At 45.6% G+C, this 19,481-nt stretch carries 15 protein-coding genes; 2 read left to right on the top strand and 13 right to left on the bottom strand.

What is annotated here, in order from left to right; translation table 11 throughout:
• Positions 1-43: 43 nt before the first annotated feature.
• The 5 genes from HGO97_RS08770 to HGO97_RS08750 all read right to left on the bottom strand — a co-directional run bounded on the left by HGO97_RS08770 (position 44) and on the right by HGO97_RS08750 (position 6,899).
• A complete protein-coding gene (locus HGO97_RS08770) occupies positions 44-1,483 on the bottom strand; it encodes a leucyl aminopeptidase family protein (protein WP_216240923.1) in 1,440 nt (479 codons plus the stop codon).
• 30 nt (positions 1,484-1,513) lie between these two features.
• Positions 1,514-3,505 (bottom strand): putative glycoside hydrolase, encoded by a 1,992-nt coding sequence (locus tag HGO97_RS08765; RefSeq protein WP_216240922.1) that lies wholly within the window; start codon positions 3,503-3,505, stop codon positions 1,514-1,516.
• 15 nt (positions 3,506-3,520) lie between these two features.
• Positions 3,521-4,366, bottom strand: a complete 846-nt coding sequence (locus HGO97_RS08760) for a carbohydrate ABC transporter permease (RefSeq protein WP_216240921.1) — start codon at positions 4,364-4,366, stop codon at positions 3,521-3,523.
• An 18-nt stretch (positions 4,367-4,384) separates the two neighbouring features.
• Positions 4,385-5,272, bottom strand: a complete 888-nt coding sequence (locus HGO97_RS08755; RefSeq protein ID WP_216240920.1) for a carbohydrate ABC transporter permease — start codon at positions 5,270-5,272, stop codon at positions 4,385-4,387.
• A gap of 295 nt (positions 5,273-5,567) precedes the next feature.
• A complete protein-coding gene (locus HGO97_RS08750) occupies positions 5,568-6,899 on the bottom strand; it encodes an ABC transporter substrate-binding protein (protein ID WP_216240919.1) in 1,332 nt (443 codons plus the stop codon).
• 191 nt (positions 6,900-7,090) lie between these two features.
• On the opposite strand from HGO97_RS08750, the gene HGO97_RS08745 reads away from it, so the two are divergent.
• Positions 7,091-8,812 carry a sensor histidine kinase gene (locus HGO97_RS08745; RefSeq protein WP_216240918.1) on the top strand — a complete coding sequence of 574 codons (1,722 nt, stop codon included), beginning with the start codon at positions 7,091-7,093 and terminating at the stop codon, positions 8,810-8,812.
• The gene (locus HGO97_RS08740; protein ID WP_216240917.1) at positions 8,784-10,307 is read left to right on the top strand and encodes a response regulator; all 1,524 of its coding nucleotides are present in this window, start codon (positions 8,784-8,786) and stop codon (positions 10,305-10,307) included. The genes HGO97_RS08745 and HGO97_RS08740 overlap by 29 nt, the downstream gene beginning before the upstream one ends.
• 25 nt (positions 10,308-10,332) lie before the next feature.
• Here the strand turns inward: HGO97_RS08740 and HGO97_RS08735 are convergent, their stop codons facing one another.
• The 8 genes from HGO97_RS08735 to atpG all read right to left on the bottom strand — a co-directional run bounded on the left by HGO97_RS08735 (position 10,333) and on the right by atpG (position 19,480).
• Positions 10,333-11,742 (bottom strand): deoxyguanosinetriphosphate triphosphohydrolase, encoded by a 1,410-nt coding sequence (locus HGO97_RS08735; protein WP_216240916.1) that lies wholly within the window; start codon positions 11,740-11,742, stop codon positions 10,333-10,335.
• Positions 11,743-11,804: 62 nt separating this feature from the next.
• Positions 11,805-13,124: a ribonuclease E domain-containing protein gene (locus tag HGO97_RS08730; RefSeq protein ID WP_216240915.1), complete on the bottom strand. Its 1,320-nt coding sequence runs from the start codon at positions 13,122-13,124 to the stop codon at positions 11,805-11,807.
• A gap of 180 nt (positions 13,125-13,304) precedes the next feature.
• Positions 13,305-14,099, bottom strand: a complete 795-nt coding sequence (locus HGO97_RS08725; RefSeq protein WP_330665471.1) for a M15 family metallopeptidase — start codon at positions 14,097-14,099, stop codon at positions 13,305-13,307.
• A 58-nt stretch (positions 14,100-14,157) separates the two neighbouring features.
• A complete protein-coding gene (locus HGO97_RS08720) occupies positions 14,158-14,787 on the bottom strand; it encodes a 4'-phosphopantetheinyl transferase family protein (RefSeq protein WP_216240914.1) in 630 nt (209 codons plus the stop codon).
• Positions 14,788-14,844: 57 nt separating this feature from the next.
• Positions 14,845-16,464, bottom strand: coding sequence for an EAL domain-containing protein (locus HGO97_RS08715; protein WP_168866478.1), 1,620 nt, complete (start codon positions 16,462-16,464; stop codon positions 14,845-14,847).
• Positions 16,465-16,653: 189 nt separating this feature from the next.
• Entirely contained in the window at positions 16,654-17,070 is a 417-nt protein-coding gene (gene atpC / locus HGO97_RS08710) for an ATP synthase F1 subunit epsilon (protein ID WP_168866479.1), read from the bottom strand.
• A gap of 12 nt (positions 17,071-17,082) precedes the next feature.
• Positions 17,083-18,480, bottom strand: coding sequence for a F0F1 ATP synthase subunit beta (atpD, locus tag HGO97_RS08705; protein ID WP_216240913.1), 1,398 nt, complete (start codon positions 18,478-18,480; stop codon positions 17,083-17,085).
• A gap of 112 nt (positions 18,481-18,592) precedes the next feature.
• Positions 18,593-19,480 (bottom strand): ATP synthase F1 subunit gamma, encoded by an 888-nt coding sequence (atpG, locus tag HGO97_RS08700; protein ID WP_216240912.1) that lies wholly within the window; start codon positions 19,478-19,480, stop codon positions 18,593-18,595.
• Position 19,481: the final 1 nt, after the last annotated feature.

The raw sequence follows: 19,481 nt of genomic DNA, 5'->3' as shown, positions 1-19,481 counted from the left end.
CCTTTCCCAACATTCCTGATACATTAAGTGCCCAGACATTCTTTTACTTTTCTTTTCCTTTGCACAGCTCATACAGTGTACTCACGCCTGCCCCTGTAGCACCTTTACTCTGAAATTTCCAGATTGGTCCGTCCACCCAGGCAGTCCCGGCGATGTCCATATGAAGCCACGGTCTTTCCTTCGCGAACCGCCGGATAAACAGCCCCGCTGTGATTGTCCCACAGTAATCCGGGCCCAAATTTTTAATATCGGCACACCCACTCTTTAACATCTCCTCATGCTCTGCAAAATATGGGATTCTTGCATACTGCTCAGTAGATCTGTCTTTGGCCTCCTCGAATCGAGTATATAATTCGTCGCTGTCACAGAGCACACCGCCAATTGAAAAACCGAACAGATTCACAACGGCGCCCGTCAACGTAGCAATATCAACCACTTGTTCGACCCCCTCGCGTTCCACAGCATAGGCCACAGCATCCCCCAAGATCAGCCGGCCTTCTGCATCTGTGTTGCAGATTTCCACCCGGGTCTTATTATACATCGTAATGACATCTCCGGGAAGATAACTGCCCGGGGAAATACGGTTCTCGCAGATTGGGATGACCCCTGTTACATTGACCTCGACACGATCTGCTGCAAGTGCATATATACATCCAGCCACCGCTGCTCCCCCTGCCATATCCCCGCGAATGCCAGCCATAGAGCCGGACGGTTTCAAACAATAGCCGCCAGTATCACAAGTAACTCCCTTTCCAATCAAACCGAGCGTCTCTGATTTTTTTTCTGCTTTTGCTCCCCGGTACCGCAGAACCACCATACACGGCGGATAAGCACTGCCGCTTCCTACAGTCAACAGACCTCCCATTTCCATTTCTTCAAGCTGATTCTGTTGAAAAATCTCCACCTCTACATCCAGATCTTCCATCTGCATGCGGATGGCCTCTGCGAAATCCGCGGGACGCAGGAGATTTCCCGGATAATTGACCATGTCTCTGGCAAATGAAATTGCCTGGGCCATATGCTGTCCCTGGCTGAGCAGCACCTCCAGATGCTCCTTTGTAAGTCCCGTTACTTCTTCTAAATCACCTGTCAAAATTGCCTCTACCTCGTACCGCTTTTCTGCGCCGAAATTGGGCTGTTCATATCCTCCCAGACAGATGCCCTGAATCAGACAGGTGAATTTTTCTTCTGTCAACATTCCTTTTAACCCAGTTACATCTACATAAAACCGGCTAATTTTATGTTCCCGCATAAATGCGGTGCCGCAAGCAGCGGCCTCCATGACTTCTCTTTTTGTCAGAGCCTTTTCACCCAGCCCCACACAGCATTCCTGTTTTCCCCCCAAAGACAGACGGGGAAGGGTCTGCAGATATTCCCCCTGGAATACGCCCCCTTCCCCGTCATACAGCTTACTTGCTGCTGCCTTTGTGAAGAACAGGATGCCCGTTTTTATGTCCGTCCCGGACGAGATCCTGATCCTCATTTAATATTCCTCCCACCTTATTTTAAGGATTTATTTTATCTCGATCATTTCATGCCCCTCAATCAAAGGCACAGAGAACGTAATATATCCAGCGTCCCTGGTAAACTCTATCTTCTCCGAACGTATAACATTTTTAACAGTGGTGATTTCCTTTTCTCCCACATAAACTCGGAATTCTGTGTTGTAAAGAGGAATCACGTCCTCTACTGTATAGATGTCTTCAGAACGTTTCTCTGTAATATAATGCAGAATATGCAGGATATCACGTTCTTCCTTTTCCTGATGATTCAATGCAGCCAGGATTGTAGAAGGTCCGTTATGTGATACCAGCTTCTCCTCAAGAAGGATTTCCAATGCATCCTTTACCATAGCTTTGCACCACGCCGCGGCGTTCTTACGGTAACAATGGAATACAGGATGGGAGAAATAAATAGCTCCCTGATACATGGTAACCTCTGGATATCCTACCTTTCCTGAGGATGGAGCGTGCTGATGGGAACAGAACTTTTCTCCGGCCCTGTCAAAATATGGTTCGATCTTATCCATCAGCACCTCGGCCTTATCCGCCTCAACATCCAGACCGCGCAGGTACATTACGAATTCTTCTTTCGGAAGCTTCTTACCGATCTTTTCATTTGGCATCACGAACTCACGGTAATATGGGGAATCCTGTTTATATCTGACTCCATAAATACTCTCAGAACCGTCCTTTTTCAGACAGGATTCATAAGAAGCAAGCACCTTGCCGCCCTGTTCCAAATACGCTTTCAAAAGCTGGTCCAGCTTTTCATTGCCGTAAATACAATCCGGCAGAATCAGGACCTTGTATGCGGAAAAGTCCATATCTGTATCAATAATATCAAATTGGTAACACATCTCCTGAAGCATACGCACGGTACCGATCAGAGACGGCGAAATGCTCAGATCATAGGAATCCTCAGGATAAAATTCCTCCGGGTTGAGCACTGCGATCTCCGTCTTTGCTTTCGCATCCCAGCAGTATGGTTCTTTTTCCTTCACACTTGCATAAACATTTCCAATCAGGTCATATGCGCCCTTAGACAGCCTGCCAGATGGATGAAGCTGGTCTCCGATGGAGCATCCCGCCCCCATTGCCAGCATACTGAAGCACTCCAGCTCCAGAGCAGCCTTATTCTTCAGAGAGTGGAAATCGCCCCAGTATGTATGGAATTTTCCTGTCATACCGATCATTTCTTTTCCGAGCATCCGGGCATAACGGCTTGTCGCCGGAAAATGGTCATATCCCCAGCCGCCGCTCGGAAGAGACTCTAATTCCAGATGGCTGTAATCCTTAAAGCTGTTCTTATACGCCGGCCCAATGTGGGAGCTATTATAGAAAACTGTCGCATTCGGAGCCATTTCGTGAATAAACGCCGTAATCTCTTCCTTAAATTCATCCAGCATGTGGCTCGCATATCTGAGTCTTTCCGCTTTATCCTCTGTATTCATGCCCAGTTCTTTCATCTTTGCAACGCAGCTCGGGCATTTGCAGTCTACGTGGAAAAGGATATCAATAAAAATACCATCCACGTTTTCCGGGCCTGTCACCTCGATCATATCCTCCAGATGCTCTTTAAAAAACTGGCGGTAACCGCTGTTCAGGCAGATCGTGTTGTAAAAATGCGGTGCCGGTACATGCTGTGTGTCAATGTATTCTCCATTCTCATCCAACGCCAGCCACTCCGGGTGTTCCCGCATGATTCGTCCATCCCACTGTGCAGTCGTATAGATCGGCACACGGATTCCTCTCTTATGGCATGCCTCGATCTGCTCTAACAGAAGGTTGTGATTCTTCAGATTCGGATGAATCAGCTCCGGGAATCTTTTAGAAGGATAATAGAGCCAGCCGTGGTGGCATCGTCCAAAACAAGTTATAGAATTGACATTTGCTTTTTCCAGGGTATCTCCGAATTCCTCCATAGAAAAGTCCTCGCCCACGGATGGAATGAACTCACTTGTATGAAAGTCAAGATGCACCTGACGATATGATATTGATGACATATGTATTCTCCTTTTTTATTCTTTTACTGCGCCTGCTGCCAGACCACCCTCTACCTTTTCCTGGAAGAGCAGATAAATCACGAGCGGCACAGCAACGGTAATCACGATTGCAGCCATCAAAGGACCATAATCACTTCCACGTTCTCCGTTGAAGTTCAGAAGTCCCAACGCGATCGGCTTTAAGTTCTTGTCGTTGATGAACAAAAGTGGGAACAGAATGTTGTTCCATGCACTTAAAAAGTTAAAAATTGAAATCGTTGATATAGCCGGTACACACAGCGGCAGCATTACTTTTCTGTAAATCTGGAAATAGGTCGCACCGTCGATCAGTGCTGCCTCTTCCAGAGAGTGGTTGACTCCCTGCATAAAGTTGCTCATGACCATGATACTAAATGGTAAGCTGAATGCTACGTAAATCAGTACCAGTGCCGGGATATTATTTTTCAGATTCAGAGTTCCGATGATGTAGGAAACTGGAACAAGTACCGTATGCATCGGCACCATCATTCCCAGCATAAAGAACAACATCAAAAACTTATTGCCTTTGAACTGAAATCTGGACAGTACATATGCTGCCATAGATGATACAAGTGCAAGGACGATTACAGTTGCCCCTGCCTGGATAATACTGTTGATAAAGTATCTGCTCATGTTGGCCGCCTGCCATGCCTCCGTATAGTTGCCCCACTGGAACACTGCCGGAAGATCGAACGGCTTAGCGAAAATCTCTGTCTTTGTCTTTACGGATGAAAGAAGAGTAAATATCATCGGCATTGCGAACATAAATGCCATAACGAGCAAAAACGCATATTTGGCTATAATCCCTCCGGGATTCTGTTTAATCTTTGCTTTTTTATTCATAGTACTCACCTTTCCTCCTTACTGGTCATTCTTCTTGCTTGTCAGTTTATTGCTGAGCATGGTTCCTGCAAGACAGATTACCATGATGATAATACCGATTGCACTTCCAAGTCCGTAGTGGCTGTACTTGAATGCCTCGTTGTACATCAACGTTGTCGGCAGGTTCGTCAGACCATTCGGTCCGCCTCCTGTCATGGCAAATACCAGGTCGAACACCTTTACAGAACCGATAATATCCATCAGGATACACATTGCGATCGTAGGCTTTAACATCGGCACTGTAATCTGGAAGAAGCACTGAAGCTTATTGGCTCCATCGATCGCCGCAGCCTCGTAGACATCCTCGGAGATCGTAGTCAGTCCTGCCAGCAGGATGACCATATAGTATCCAACACCGGCCCAGATGTTAACGAATACAATCGTATTCATCGCTGTTGCCGGATTTACAAGCCATGCCTGTGCAACGCCTCCAAGACCAAACACCTTTAAGAAGGAGTTGAAGACACCTGTCGGCATGAATACGAAATACCACATCAGACCTACTGCTGTCAGAGGGAATACAGTCGGCACGAAGAACAATGCCTTAAAGATACGGTATCCCTTACACTTTGTATTAATCACCGCTGCCATGACCAGAGCAATCGGAGTATGGAACAGCACACTGAAAACAACCATTTTGAACATATTCTTCAGTGAAAGAATAAAGTCTGGATTTTGAAAAGCACTCACATAATTCTTAATTCCAACAAACTCAAGAGATGAACCCCCGATTCCGTTCCATTCCATAAAAGAGAAAAATACAGCACCAATCAGTGGCAGTATCTGAAACAGAATATAAATCAGCAAAGCCGGGAGTACAAACAATGCGAGCGTAAGACGCATTTTATTATTTTTTACTTTAATCATAGATTTTCTCCTGCTTATGTTACTTGGGCTTGGTCCTTTCAAGCCCTAGTTACAAAGTACATCCTGTCGACTTAGGTCCGGTCCTTTCGGACCTTAGTGACATGGATGTTACCCTGCTTATGTTACTTAGGCTTGGTCCTTTCAAGCCTTAGTTACAAAGTACATCCTGTCGACTTAGGTCCGGTCCTTTCGGACCTTAGTGACATGGATGTTACCCCGCTTATGTTACTTAGGTCCGGTCCTTTCAGACCTTAGTTGCAAAACTGCCGGAGACACATCCCCGGCAGCTTATTTTTTATTTTGCGTTATCTATTTCTGCCTGAATCTCTTTTGCTGCATCTTCTGCGGATGTTCCTGTGAACATGCTCACGATGGAGTTTCTTGTTCTATCCTGCATAGATGTCAATGGGTCGAAGTCAAATACATCGACACCAATACCTGTAGATGTTCCGCCAAGCTCCATGTTGTCAATGAACAATGGTTCGCATTTGCTCTCATCAAGATCGATATCTGTTCTTGGAATCAGGAATGCACATTCCTCTGCGAATCTCTTAGCTGCGTCTTTATCTGTCAGCATTTTTACAAGCTCGATCGTCAGGTCTAACTCTTTGCCTTCCAGTTTTCCACTGATCATGTATGGGCTGAGTGTCTGCATGTCTTCGTTCTTGAATTCCGGCTTCTCTTCGAAGTATGGGAATTTTGCTACTTTAATGCTGTCTTTTACAGGTGTCTCTGCTGGATCTGTGAAGGTACTGATGTTCCATGGTCCAGTGATGACCATAGCTGCCTCACCGTTCTGGAACTGGCTCATTGCGATGTTGTCCTGAATTCCTGCTGCACTCTCGTCGAATGCACCTGCATCAATCAGGTCTTTTACATACTGCAGTGTCTCAACTACTTCTGGATCTGTCCATTTCATATCGCGGCTTCCTAATTTCTTAGCAGCCTCTGTTCCAGCCCATTTGTAGAAGATCTGATCATGAAGATGTCCTGCCATGTATGTTGTCTGAGCTCCCATAGCAATCGGGATGACACCTGAATCTTTCAGTTTCTTTACTGCATCGAGTAAATCTGTCCATGTCTCCGGGAATTTATCAATTCCAGCTTTTTTGAATAAGTCTTCATTATAGTAAACACCGATCAGACCAGATTCCATCGGTACTGCATATGTTCCTTCATGTCCCGGTACCTGATAATAAGAAAGAGCACCCTCTGTAAAACCGCCGCCCCACTCAGGATCTTCATCCAGATATGGCTGAACATTCAGAAGCAGTCCGTTGTCGATGTATTCTCCCAGGTTTGCAACACCCTGAATACGGAAGATGTTCGCCATGTTTCCAGAAGCAATATCTGTTGAAAGGATGTTGTTGAATGCGGACTCGTCACTCTGTGAATCATCAATGATTGTTACGTCTGGATGTTTTTCCTTGAATTCATCCAGGATATCATTGTAAATTCCTACCTGTGGGGATGTACCTGCCATTCTTGTGAGAAGACGGATTGTAACTCCACCATCTTTCCCTTCCTTTTTAGAGTCCTTGTCTCCTCCAGAAGAACCGCATCCTGCGAGCAGCCCGGCACACATCAGTCCGGCAAGCCCAAGTGCAATCAATCTTTTTGCTTTCATAATTTTTCCTCCTTTTTCTAACTGTTACATTTGCTAAACACAATATACCGTAAAATTCCCAGATACCAAATGGTCATTTTCTAGATTTTTTGGAGATTTCCTAAATGAGTTTCCAAGTCCTCTTTCTCCTACATAGACATTCTTTCCATATTCATATAGAATAAATATGACATGAAAAAGGAGGCACTTACATGAAAAATACAAATACGAGCCCTTCCATCCGTTCCAAAATTTTCCGCAGCATGACCCTGGTCGCATCCTGCCTGATGCTGCTGTTAACAATTGCGACCTCATTTATGTATTACAATTATTTTATTAAGAGCACAACTGACTCCTCCCTGGCACAGCTTGATTATATTGCAGGACAGTTAGATTACTATATGGACTCTGTCTCCAACTACTCCCTGGCTCTTATGACTGATGATACCATTCAAAACGGTCTTAAGAAATATAAAAATGCTCCAGAGACATTTTCTGCCATGGATAAAATGCATATGAAGGATAGTATCAATCATACGATCCAGTCCACCCCGTTCATTCATTCGGTCACCTTTTATTCAGGAGAACGAAAGCTGGTCGCTACCACGGAATATTATCCTGTTTCTAATATGGCAGATGTCCCCTCCTCAAAGGATGGTGTCTGGTTCCTGCAGCTAAAGAATTCCAATATCAGAAAGAACGCACCTCTGTACACCCTGTCAATGATTCAGCCGGTCTACAGCATTGCCACCGGAGGCTTGCTTGGGTATATCGAGATTTCCATACCAGAACGTACGATTTCTGATATTTATTCAGGCAACACAGATGAGAACCGCCATATTTATATTACAGATAAAAACGGAATTGTAAAAAGTACCGATGGAAGCCTCATGTTAGAAACCAAATATGCACAGTTCACCACAAGTACGAGAGACATCGCAGCGAGAGATATTCGATTCACCAGGCATCTGCCGCGGCTTGACTGGTACATCATAAACAGTATTTCCTTCGCCACCTTTTTCCGGCCGCTGATGCATGTACTTCTGCTGAGTGTGCTGGCCGTGATCTTCTGCGTGGGTATTTGTTTTCTAATATCAAGGAAGCTGTCCGGTACTATCACATCTCCGCTGTACAGGTTAATTGACCACACCCAGAAAATCAAACAGGGGGACTGGTCCACAATTGACGATGCTCCCTGCGATGACCGGGATATCGCACTGCTCTTCTCTGAATTCAATGCCATGATTCAGGCACAGGAGCAGTTAAAGGATAATCTTCTGGAGACCACAAAGCTCAAAAATAAGATTTCACTGGATCTGATACAGCAGCAGGTGAATCCACATTTTCTATATAATACGCTGGATAATATCTGTTCCCTTGCAGAATTGGATGAAAAGCAGACACTCATTGATATCGTAATGAATCTGTCAACCTTTTACAGAGTAGGCTTAAGCAGCGGCAAATTCCGTGTCACTGTCGGGGATGAACTGGAAATCACCACTGCATATCTTCACATAATGCAGATACGTTATTTCCATAAATTCGATTATACAATAGAATGTCCCGATGAATTGAAAAAATACTCCTGTATCAAACTGCTTTTGCAGCCCATTGTTGAGAACAGTATTTATCATGGCATCAAGGAAATGGAATCCAAGGGACTTCTGGAAATTAAGATTGGGGAGCACGATGACAATATCCTGATCGTCGTACAGGATAACGGGGTAGGATTTACACAGGAAGCTTATCGGAAGATCTGGGAATGCAGTGACCATTTCGGTGTCAAGAATATCCACCAGCGGATACAGCTCTACTACGGTGAGGAATATGGACTTACCATGGAGAACCGGCGTGAGGGCGGGTGTATCACAACAATTACTATACCAAAGAAGGAGGCTGTCAATCATGCAGACAACATTATTGATCGCAGATGATGAATATTTTATCCGGCAGAGGCTCAAAAGAATCATTCCATGGACAGAGCTGAACTTAAAACTGGCGGGAGAAGCAGAAAATGGAGTGGAGGTCTTGAATTTCCTGAACGAGCAGCATATCGATATTGTACTTTTAGATATCCGTATGCCCAAAATGCTGGGGACTGAGACAGCCCTGCATATCCATCAGAATTTCCCGGAGACCCAGGTCATCATCCTCTCCGGCTATAATGAGTTCGAGTATGCACGTTCAGCCCTGCAAAATGGAGTCAGCGATTACCTGCTCAAGCCTGTGGATTCCTCCTCCCTGCATGCGTCTCTGGAAAAATGTATAGAAAAGCTGGAGCAGCGCAGAAAGACGACCGCCAAGCTCTTATCTTTTGACCGTCATATGCGCAGCAATGCGCTTGCAGATGTGAGGGACGGAAAGCTAAGCTCAGCAGAATTCTGTCTTCAATATCCCGAATTCGCAAAATATAAATACTCTGCCTACATCGGAATCTATACCATGGAGGATACTCCCGCTGGAGCCCTCGGGCTTGCAGAGCAGATACGAAGCAGACTAGACCTCTTCTGTGAGCATTTCCAGGAATCCGGGCATATTTATGTCATTCAGCTCTTCTTCTGCTCTGGATCTGATATCAGCCACCTGGGAAGCCTTCTGACTGAATTTGTGCAAAATGCTCACAGTTATATCTTCCTCACTGCCAACCATGTATTTTCCTTGGAGGAGAACTGGGGAATCTATTACCGCCGAATCCTATCCAGTTTAAATCAAAGGTACTTCCATCCTCATTCTGAATTGTTCATGGAATTCAAACACAAGGAGCAGGGAAATGAGAAGCTGGATCTGATGAAGCTTCGGCAGACGGTCATGGAATATCTGAATCTGGGAGATGCCAAAAATTTCGAGAGTTTTATTGAGAAGTCTTTTGATACCATTGTACAAAAGAAAAATATCGACCTGCTTTTTTCTTTCCTCAATGAACTCTTCATCACCTTTCAGATCCATTATAAGATTCCGGCGAATTTGGACTTAAGTATCTCAGATTTTATTTCTGTGATGATCGAAGAAGAATATTCCTGTGACAGGCTTAAGGATACGGTGCTGCATTATGGAAGCCAATGCATGCAGTTCAAGAAGACACCGCCTTCTGATGTCACCTATTGTAAAAAGATCACGGCCTACATCGATGAGAATTACATGAATCCAGAATTAACAGTCTCAGCGATTGCAGAGCATTTCCAATTGAATGCTTCTTATCTGGGAACGATCTTCAAGAATGTGCGTGATCAGTCCATCCTTCAATACATCACTAAGGTACGGATGGAGGCTGCAAAAAAGCTGCTCGCAGCCGGGGACCATCTCGTGTCCGAGGTTGCAGCAGCTATTGGCTACTCCGATGTCTTTTATTTTAGTAAATGCTTTAAGAAAAACTTTGGATGTTCCCCAAAGGAATTCATCCGTATCTGTGAGTCGGAAAAAGAATCCTAAAAACACCTCTGGTATAGCGGATATGCTAGACCAGACCGTTCATCTCCTGGTACAGACGCTTGGCATAGCTGTCGGTCATGCCGCATACATAGTCTGTTACCAGCAGCAGGCGGAGATAAAGCTTCTCCGCTTCGCTTTTTCCTTCTGCCTGATATTTATAAGCATTCTTATAATTCTCCGAAATGAATGAGACAACTCTGCTGTCGATCGAGTTCATCTTCGCATCCGTATCGTAATATAATACTGCATGAACGAGCTTATCCATTAGAAAATCTAGAATCACTGCTTCTGTCACTTCCATCTTATAAATCGCCGTAGACGAAAAAACATATCGGTACGCCATGTCTCCCAGTAAATCCATGAGTTTCTCACCAAAAGTCCCATGAAAAATATCCTGTTTGAATGTTCCCGCCATGATGCTTTCATAATTTGAAGTAAATCCAGAAGTTGCGCAGCTTATGAGAAATCCCTGTACACGTACGATCCAGTTCTTCACCGCATAGGCCTCTGGATTATCTGCCTGCTTCTCTTTCCCTCTCTCATACAGTGTACGCAGCTTACCAAGGGCATCGAAGGATAAATCCGTGAAACTGCTTTGAAGTCCCTCCAGTTCCTTCTCCAGATCATGATAAGAAATAAATCCCTTCACAAATGCATCCTCAATATCGGCCGTCTTATATGCCAGGTCATCCGCCGCCTCCAGAATATAAGTCAGCGGGTGTCTGTTTTTACCTGCCCCGGTGGATGAGACAATTTCCTCGAAAATGTTCTGATCGGCATAGTAATAGCCCATCTTTTTATCCTTGATATTTCCGGTCGTCTTATCGATTCCTGTGGAAGCCACAGGATATTTTACAATGGTATTGAGCAGTGCATAGGTCAGGTTCATTCCATTTTCGTCCACCAGATAGTGCAGCTTCGTCACCAAACGCAGCGCCTGTGCATTCCCTTCAAAGTGATAGAAGTCTTCTCTCATCTGCGGAGTCAAAAGTTCCTCCACAGGTGTCCCGAAAAAGTCCAGCTCTGGCAGATGCCTTGTGAACCATTCCCGAATTGCATCCTCTCCAAAATGTCCGAACGGAGGATTCCCGATATCATGAATCAGGCCAGCACACTGAAGGATATGGCAGATATCCTCTTTCATCTGCAGGGTGAATCCGGGGTCTTTTCTATTTGACAGGATATTCTCCCCGATATTCTGCCCCAGAGACTTCCCAAATGACGATACCTCTAATGAGTGTGTCAGCCGGGTACGGATAAAATCGCTTTTATCCAGAGGAAAGACCTGCGTCTTATCCTGGAGCCGTCTAAAGGAAGCGCTGCCTATGATTCTGTGGTAATCCTTTTCAAACTCACTTCTCAAATCCACCGGCTTCCCTTTTTTATTTGCGCCCCCCCGCATCCGCTGGGTCGAGAGCAATGTATTCCATTCCATAACTGACCTTCACCTCCGTGGATATCTGCGATCCATTGTGCTGTTTCGTTCTAAAGTCCCGATTAATCCAGATAGATCGGTGGCTCATAATCCTTACCGAGCAGTGCTTTCTTCCTCTCCTGATAGCCAAGAAATGCCCATTCCGTCATATCTGTCCATTTATGAGAATTGCGGTCGTATACCTGTACATATCCAATCCGGTTCGGATGCATACGCACACTATTGGACTGGTATTCACGGCCTGTGTATGGGTTGATCTCGCCCTGCTCTCTGTCCTCATCCACATCGTCATATTTGATGACTGGTTCAAAATCATCGAAATCCGGCTCATTCTTTACGGGTTCTTCTTGAACTGGCACCGTCTCTGTAAAGGAGGTCCTTACCGTTTCTTCTCTGATCGGCTCTTCCTGGACCGGTTCTTCCTTCACCACGGGTTCGGCTGCTGGCTGTGTCTTAGCCCCCCTCTTGCGAAGGAAAATACCGCCTGTGCGGAAACGCTCCTTTTTCGGCTTGATCTGTTCGACTGGCTTTTCCAGCTCTTTCTTAATCGCTTCCACTGGTTCTCCGGCTTCCACGCTCTTTTCTAGTTCCGTGAGACCCTCGTGGATATCATAAAGCTCCCCGATCGTCATGTCCACTTCCTCAGCATCCTCAGGAATCAATTCCAGCTCCTCTTCCTGAGCCTCTATCTCTGGCTGCTCCTGCTCATATGACGGCTCGAAAGGCTCTGCTTCCTCCTCATAGACCACAGCATCCTCTCTTGGTTCTGCTTCATATGACTGATCGGAATCATCAGACTCTGCAGAAGTCTCCTCCTGATATACATCGGCTTCCTCATCTGCCATATCTGGCTCTTCTGCAACATACGGCTCTTCTGCTATGTCCTCCAGAACCATATCCTCCTCAATGACTTCCTCTGACTGATATGTCTCGTGGACAGACTCTTTTGGTTCTTCCACTACAGCAGACTGGATTGCCACGTCCTCGAACAGGCTCATCTGGTAAGGCTCTGCCTCTGTAATCTCTTCTACTTCCCGTGTCTTGTGGGACACCTCTGTTTTACGCACCTTATGGCCTGTACTCTTCTTCTTTTGCTTCTGTGACCTCTGGGCACGGTCTGCCAGAATCGCCTGTACCGCACCTGCAGAAGCCGCCTGCACTTCGTTGGTCAGGATGCTCAAATGAAACGGGCATCCCAGAATATCTGCGATCATACGCATATCCTGTTCCTGAAAATTGTCTCTGCCCAGACGCTGTGTCAGATTCTGCCTGGACATCTTCTTGCCTGTACGTTGTTCTATGATCTCTGCTAGTTCCTTAATAGTCATGCCTTTGCGGCCCAAAATGATTTTGACTTGTTCTCCAAATGTAAGATCTTCCATGGTTCTTTGTGCTCCTCCTTATCTTAATTAACCTTATACTCCTGTCATTAGAAACAATATAATTGCTTCATAAACCTATTTTTTTCCCTTTCTCCATTTTAACAAATCCCCAGAAACACGTCAACGACATTTAAAAAGAATACCCAGGACAATGCCTGGGTATTCCAAAAATTTATCTCACTATGCTGCCCCCAGATATTCTTCCAGGGTAATTCCTTTATCCATGATCTTTTTAGCAGCATCTTTTCCAACATAGCGGTAATGCCATGGTTCGTATACGATACCGGTGATATCTGACTTATCCGTCGGATAACGCAGAATAAATCCATATTTATAACAGTTCTCGGCAAGCCACTTTGACTCCTCGGTATCTGCCTGTTTATCATCCAGATCCTGATATTCCTCAGACACAATATCTAAGGCAAGTCCTGTCGCATGTTCGCTGTGCCCCGGCAGGGCAACGGATTTCTTCGTCTCATTATAAGCATCCAGATAGGTATCTCCCTGATTGATCCAGTCCTGCATCGTAGTATTAAATACTTCCTTCTGATCCTCTGGAGAGCGGTATGCTGAAACAAGATGCATCTTAAGTCCTGCTCCCTCCGCATCGGAGAGCATCTTCTTCGTATCCTCCAGAATACGGGCATCGACTGAATAGCCTTCTGAAATCTCTTTCAGTTCGGGCTTGTACTTTGCATCCAAAGGATACTGATTATTTACAAGGATCAGTTCCCAATTATCTGCGCCTTCTTTGGACAAATTGGCTGCTGCCTCTATTGTCTTCTGCTGCTTGATTTTCTCCTCAAGTGCCTTATTCTCTTTTTTCAGCTTACTTTCCGTCTTCGCCATCACGGCTGCTTTTTGATCCACCGCTTTATTCGCCGCTGCGAAGGTAATCAATATCCCGACTGCAGCGCCCATTACGGCGCCAAATATCAAAGCCTTTTTTACCTTTCGGTTCATCTTCATACTCATCATCTGCCTCCTGATGGGCGGACTATACTCCTGCCCACTTTATTCACAGAACCGCTTACTAGAAACGCAGTTCTGTATGTATCTTCGGATTCATCTCTCTTACTGTAGAACAAACTGCTATTTTATAAGGTATCCCGGATAATTCGTACTCCTGATAAAAATAGTTTCTCGGAAATTCCTCCGGCTTCTTTGTAAGCACCGACGGACTTCCAAGCTGTATCTCGAAGCTTTTCATATCAAGGGCCATCCCCTTACGTGTGGCCTTCATAAAACTTTCTTTGAGCACCCAGAAACGGTAAAACACATTCTTCTGCCCATCCCCCGGCTTCTGTCCCAGAATTACTCCATACTCCGACGGACAGAAAAAACGCTTAGCAATCTTCATATTTGGTTCATCTACGAATTCTATATCACATCCTACCTGGGTATCTTCCCCGCAATCCATATCAACAGAACACAGCACATAATCTCCCGAATGTGAGAGATTAAATGCTGCTCTTTCCGAAATTCCATATTCTTTTCGAATCCGTTCCAGTAAGGACCACGCCCCGACACTCTGGGCCTTCCCATTCTGAAAACGCATCCTGTCCGCCTTTTCCTTACGGAAATTGGGAACCTGCATATAATATTTCCGATAACATTCCTCGTTATACAATGGGGTGATATCGGCGATCCAAGTCTCTATCATTGCTGCTCCTGCTTTCTGGATGTTCTGCTCTTATCAGACCATCCCGCTGCCCGATAATCAGCCTTTCATATAACGTACTTCAAATGTATCGATCGTGATTGGCTTGTTGAATAAGGTTCCCTGTGCATAATCACAGCCTAATTCTTTGAGCACATTTAACTGATCCTGGGTCTCGACCCCTGCCGCTGCCACATGCACTCCAAGCTGACGGCATACATCAATCACAGCCTTTGCGACGATCTGACTGCGGTCATTGCCCACAATATTGGTGACCAGACTCTTATCCAGCTTTAATCCGTCGAATTCCATAATAGAAAGGATGGAAAAACTAGAATCCTTTGCGCCAAAATGATCCAGAACAACACGGACATTTTCTTTTCTGATCTTGTTGCTTGTCTCTGCCAGCATCTCCTGATTCATATCCGCATAGGACTCTGAAACCTCGACCTCCAGATACTCACAGGACACACGGTACTTCTCGACCAGAGCAAGCATCTTCTGTGCAATACTCTCCTCACGGAGCGTTGCCCCTGCAAAATTCACAGAAACAGGAAGCATCGGCATATCTTCCAGCTCCCATTTTCTCAATGTCTTACATACCTGTTCAAACACGTATAAATCCAGGAAATGAGACAGCTTCGTCTCCTCCAAGAGGGTGATATACTTCCCTGGGTCTACGATTCCCAAATCCTTATGATGGTAGCGGACAACTGCTTCCGCTCCCACGACTTCCTCTGTCATGACATCCATCTTAGGTACAAAGCAGACAATAAAATTCCCCTGCTTGATGTCCTCCAGAAGGTCCTGCTTGATGATCGGTTCATGATGTCCCTTCTTCAAATGCTTATAATACTTCTGCTTTTCTTCGCGCATCATATTCTCTGCATCTGCCACAAGGCTGTCCACATCGATATCGATCTTCTCCCACGCATAACCCATCGTTACCAGTCCGAGGCTGATATTATCAAGCTTGTTATGCGCACCATGGACATTTTTCATGAACTCCTCGTAAGAAACATTCTCCATGATCGCCAGATATTCATCACCTGTCAGTCGAAATACCATCGCTCCACGAAAATACTCTTCCAGAACTTCACCGACACGAATCACCACTTCATCGCCATATTCCCTGCCGAATTCCTTATTAAAATTCTTCAGGCCATTGATATCCACCGATAAAGCACCAAGTGCCCTTAATTCCTCCTGCTTCACCTCTGCCAGATAGCCGACAAAACTATTCCGGTTCAGAAGTCCGGTCAGGTCATCATGATAACTCAGATACTCCTGCTGCTTCTGCATCTTCTGCAGGATAATTGCCTGTGAGATATACGGCAGGACCGCCCTCATAAGGGAAAGGTCACATCCCCCTCTGTGGACTCCCACTGCTGCCAGAATCGCGGTCACATTCTCATCTAGAGGGCGGAATACACTGTAGTCTGCCTCTGTTGTATCCGTAATCTCCTGCTTCATCCACCTGGGCATCTGATCAGCATCCAGCATCTTGATACGGTCTCTCTGCCACGGAACATTCTCTGCACACCATTCATAGATTGTAAGGATATCATCCTCTTCTTTTTCTATATAATAAACATATTCCGAATCATAGTAGTCGCGTATCGTGCTTAATACGTCGTTCATGATTTCAATAATAGAACGTTGTTTATACTTTTCGCTCATGAATTCCTCTCCCCTGTTTTCACTAGATAACAGCTTACTATTCTGTACCCTTGTACATACATTGTCAAGTTCCAGACATAAACATTGTAGTATAATCTTATTTAAATTGCAAGACGGAAAAAACGGGGAGCAAAGGGGTCAGACCCTTTTGCTCTCCGTTTTCAGAATATTCTAAAATGTGTTAATTATCTACAAATTCCATCGTTTCCCCTGTGACACCTTCAATCGGTTCATTGCCCTCGCCAGCGATGCCTGGGTCCGGTAATATTCTTGTATGCTCTGCTTCTGCCTCATCTGCTCTTCTGCGCGCTCTTTGGCTTCTTCTGCCCTGCGCACATCAATTTCCTCCGGGCGCTCGGCAGTATCGACCAGGACTGTGACACGGTTGTTCACGACCTCCGCAAATCCCCTGCCGACTGCAACATCCACCCAGTTTCCTTCCTCGATCTCCATCCGCGCATCACCAACATTCACCGCGATGACCATGTTCTCGTGGTTCGCAAGGATTCCCATCTCGCCGTCAGGAGCGGGAAGGATGAGCTTTCTGCATCGTCCTTCATAGAATACTCTGTCACTTGCTATTATTTTCAGACCAAATGTATCCATATGTATACACCTCTATTCTGCGGCGCTTTCCGCCTTTGCTTTTTCAATGACATCTTCGATGGTTCCTACATTGAAAAATGCAGATTCTGGATATTGGTCCATCTCTCCGTTGATAATCATCTTAAAGCCACGGATCGTCTCTTTCAGCGGCACATATTTTCCCGGAATTCCGGTAAATGTCTCAGCAACATAGAATGGCTGTGACAAAAATCTCTGGATCTTCCTTGCACGCATAACGGTTGCTTTATCTTCATCTGACAGCTCTTCCATACCCAGAATTGCAATGATATCCTGCAATTCCTTGTATTTCTGCAGAATTGCCGTCACCTGGTTTGCCACTTCATAGTGCTCCTCGCCTACAATGTCAGCTTCCAGGATACGGGAGTTGGATTCCAACGGGTCAACCGCCGGATAGATTCCCTGCTCTACAATTTTTCTGGACAATACGGTTGTCGCATCCAAATGGGCAAATGTCGTCGCCGGAGCCGGGTCTGTCAGGTCATCGGCTGGCACATAGACAGCCTGCACGGAGGTAACAGAACCATTTTTAGTCGAAGCAATACGCTCCTGCAGCTCACCCATTTCCGTGGCAAGCGTCGGCTGGTAACCAACGGCTGAAGGCATACGTCCTAACAGTGCGGACACCTCAGAACCTGCCTGTGTAAAACGGAAAATATTATCGATGAACAGCAGCACGTTCTGATGCTCCTCATCCCTGAAATACTCTGCCATCGTAAGTCCTGTCTCGGCAACACGCATACGTGCTCCAGGCGGCTCATTCATCTGACCGAATACCAGGGCTGTCTTCTCCAGAACTCCGGATGCCTTCATCTCTGTCCATAAGTCATTTCCCTCACGGGAACGCTCTCCAACACCTGTAAAAATAGAATATCCGCCATGCTCTGTCGCAATGTTACGGATCAGTTCCTGAATCAGTACGGTCTTACCAACACCGGCACCGCCGAACAGACCAATCTTACCACCCTTTGCATAAGGTGCAAGAAGGTCGATGACCTTGATTCCAGTCTCTAATATTTCAATGACCGGACTCTGGTCCTCAAAACTCGGCGGGTCTCTGTGGATGACCCACTTCTGGTCGCTCTCGATCGGCGCACCATCATCAATGGTCTCACCTAATACATTAAACAATCTTCCCAATGTCTGCTCTCCGACCGGAACCTTGATTCCCTCTCCGGTAGCAGTCACTTCCATATCCTTATGCAGCCCTTCGCTGGCAGCAAGCATCAGGCAACGCACCTCATTATTTCCAAGATGCTGCGCAACCTCCATGATGCAGGTCTTTCCGTTGTTCACAACTTCCAGTGCATCCTTGATAAAAGGAAGATTGCCGTCTTCAAATACTACGTCAACGACAGGTCCCATGACCTGTACAATTCGTCCTTTATTCATAATCGTTCTCACTTCCTTATTTATGGTGGGGCTTGATATTGCATGTTCTATTTTTCACACGGACCGCGCAATAAATGTGCAGTCCTGTACAGAACAATTGCAAGAATTATTATTATTTCCTCTTCTGCGCATTCGCCCCGCTGCACACCTCGGTGATCTCCTGGGTGATTGCAGCCTGTCTTGCCCTATTATATAAGGTAGACAATTCTTTGATAATACTCTCGGCGCTGTCTGTAGCGGACTTCATTGCCATCATGCGGGCGTTGTGTTCGCTGGCATAAGCCTCTACCAGACAGCCGTAGATCATACCTGTTACATAACTCGGAACAATACTGTCCATCACATCTTTGGCGGATGGATAGAGTTCAATCTCTTCCCGGTGCATGTTCAGCGGCATGATCATCTGATTAAAGGATGCCCTCTCCAGCGGAAGGAGCTTCACTTTCTCAGCCTCTGACTGCACAGAGTTCTCCATTCGTGTGTAAATCATGTATACTTCGTCCAACTCTCCCTCGCCGAATAACTCGAGAATCCTGTTGGATATATTTCTTGCGCGGTGCATCGTCGGTTTCTGGACAGTATACTGGAAGTTCGTATCGATTTCCACGTCATGCTTGGAAAAATAATGTCTCCCCAGTTCTCCGACGACAAACAGTTTATGTTTACCAGGACCGTTAAGCAGCTCTTCTTCAAGCTTGATGATATTATGGTTATATGCCCCTGCGAGTCCTTTATCCGCCGTAATGACAATCGAGCCGATCTTCCGCTCACTTGCGGGGATCTTCTCTCTTAAATCAAAATACGGATGCTCAATATCAGGGACATGGCGCAGGATTCTGGAAATCTCCCCCTGCAGACCATAGAAATACGGCTCTGTATCGACCAGTTTCTTCTTCGCCTGCTTCATCTTGGAAGAAGAGATCATATACATCGCGTTCGTAATCTTCATCGTATCCTTTACGCTGTTTATACGGGTCTGTATTTCTCTGATATTTGCCATA

Source organism: Faecalicatena faecalis (genome assembly GCF_012524165.2).
Classification (GTDB): Bacteria; Bacillota; Clostridia; order Lachnospirales; family Lachnospiraceae; genus Faecalicatena_A; species Faecalicatena_A faecalis.
The sequence above is the reverse complement of the archived record's forward strand: the minus strand, read 5'-3'. Positions and strand labels throughout refer to the sequence as shown.

Excerpts from the sequence above, each read along its gene's own strand:
- HGO97_RS08740 (WP_216240917.1), top strand. The coding sequence starts at position 8,784 with ATGCAGACAACATTATTGATCGCAGATGATGAATATTTTATCCGGCAG.
- HGO97_RS08735 (WP_216240916.1), bottom strand. The coding sequence starts at position 11,742 with ATGGAATGGAATACATTGCTCTCGACCCAGCGGATGCGGGGGGGCGCA.
- HGO97_RS08750 (WP_216240919.1), bottom strand. The coding sequence starts at position 6,899 with ATGAAAGCAAAAAGATTGATTGCACTTGGGCTTGCCGGACTGATGTGT.
- HGO97_RS08755 (WP_216240920.1), bottom strand. The coding sequence starts at position 5,272 with ATGATTAAAGTAAAAAATAATAAAATGCGTCTTACGCTCGCATTGTTT.
- HGO97_RS08730 (WP_216240915.1), bottom strand. The coding sequence starts at position 13,124 with ATGGAAGATCTTACATTTGGAGAACAAGTCAAAATCATTTTGGGCCGC.
- HGO97_RS08725 (WP_330665471.1), bottom strand. The coding sequence starts at position 14,099 with ATGAGTATGAAGATGAACCGAAAGGTAAAAAAGGCTTTGATATTTGGC.
- HGO97_RS08715 (WP_168866478.1), bottom strand. The coding sequence starts at position 16,464 with ATGAGCGAAAAGTATAAACAACGTTCTATTATTGAAATCATGAACGAC.
- HGO97_RS08745 (WP_216240918.1), top strand. The coding sequence starts at position 7,091 with ATGAAAAATACAAATACGAGCCCTTCCATCCGTTCCAAAATTTTCCGC.
- HGO97_RS08770 (WP_216240923.1), bottom strand. The coding sequence starts at position 1,483 with ATGAGGATCAGGATCTCGTCCGGGACGGACATAAAAACGGGCATCCTG.
- atpC (WP_168866479.1), bottom strand. The coding sequence starts at position 17,070 with ATGGATACATTTGGTCTGAAAATAATAGCAAGTGACAGAGTATTCTAT.
- HGO97_RS08765 (WP_216240922.1), bottom strand. The coding sequence starts at position 3,505 with ATGTCATCAATATCATATCGTCAGGTGCATCTTGACTTTCATACAAGT.
- atpG (WP_216240912.1), bottom strand. The coding sequence starts at position 19,480 with ATGGCAAATATCAGAGAAATACAGACCCGTATAAACAGCGTAAAGGAT.
- atpD (WP_216240913.1), bottom strand. The coding sequence starts at position 18,480 with ATGAATAAAGGACGAATTGTACAGGTCATGGGACCTGTCGTTGACGTA.
- HGO97_RS08760 (WP_216240921.1), bottom strand. The coding sequence starts at position 4,366 with ATGAATAAAAAAGCAAAGATTAAACAGAATCCCGGAGGGATTATAGCC.
- HGO97_RS08720 (WP_216240914.1), bottom strand. The coding sequence starts at position 14,787 with ATGATAGAGACTTGGATCGCCGATATCACCCCATTGTATAACGAGGAA.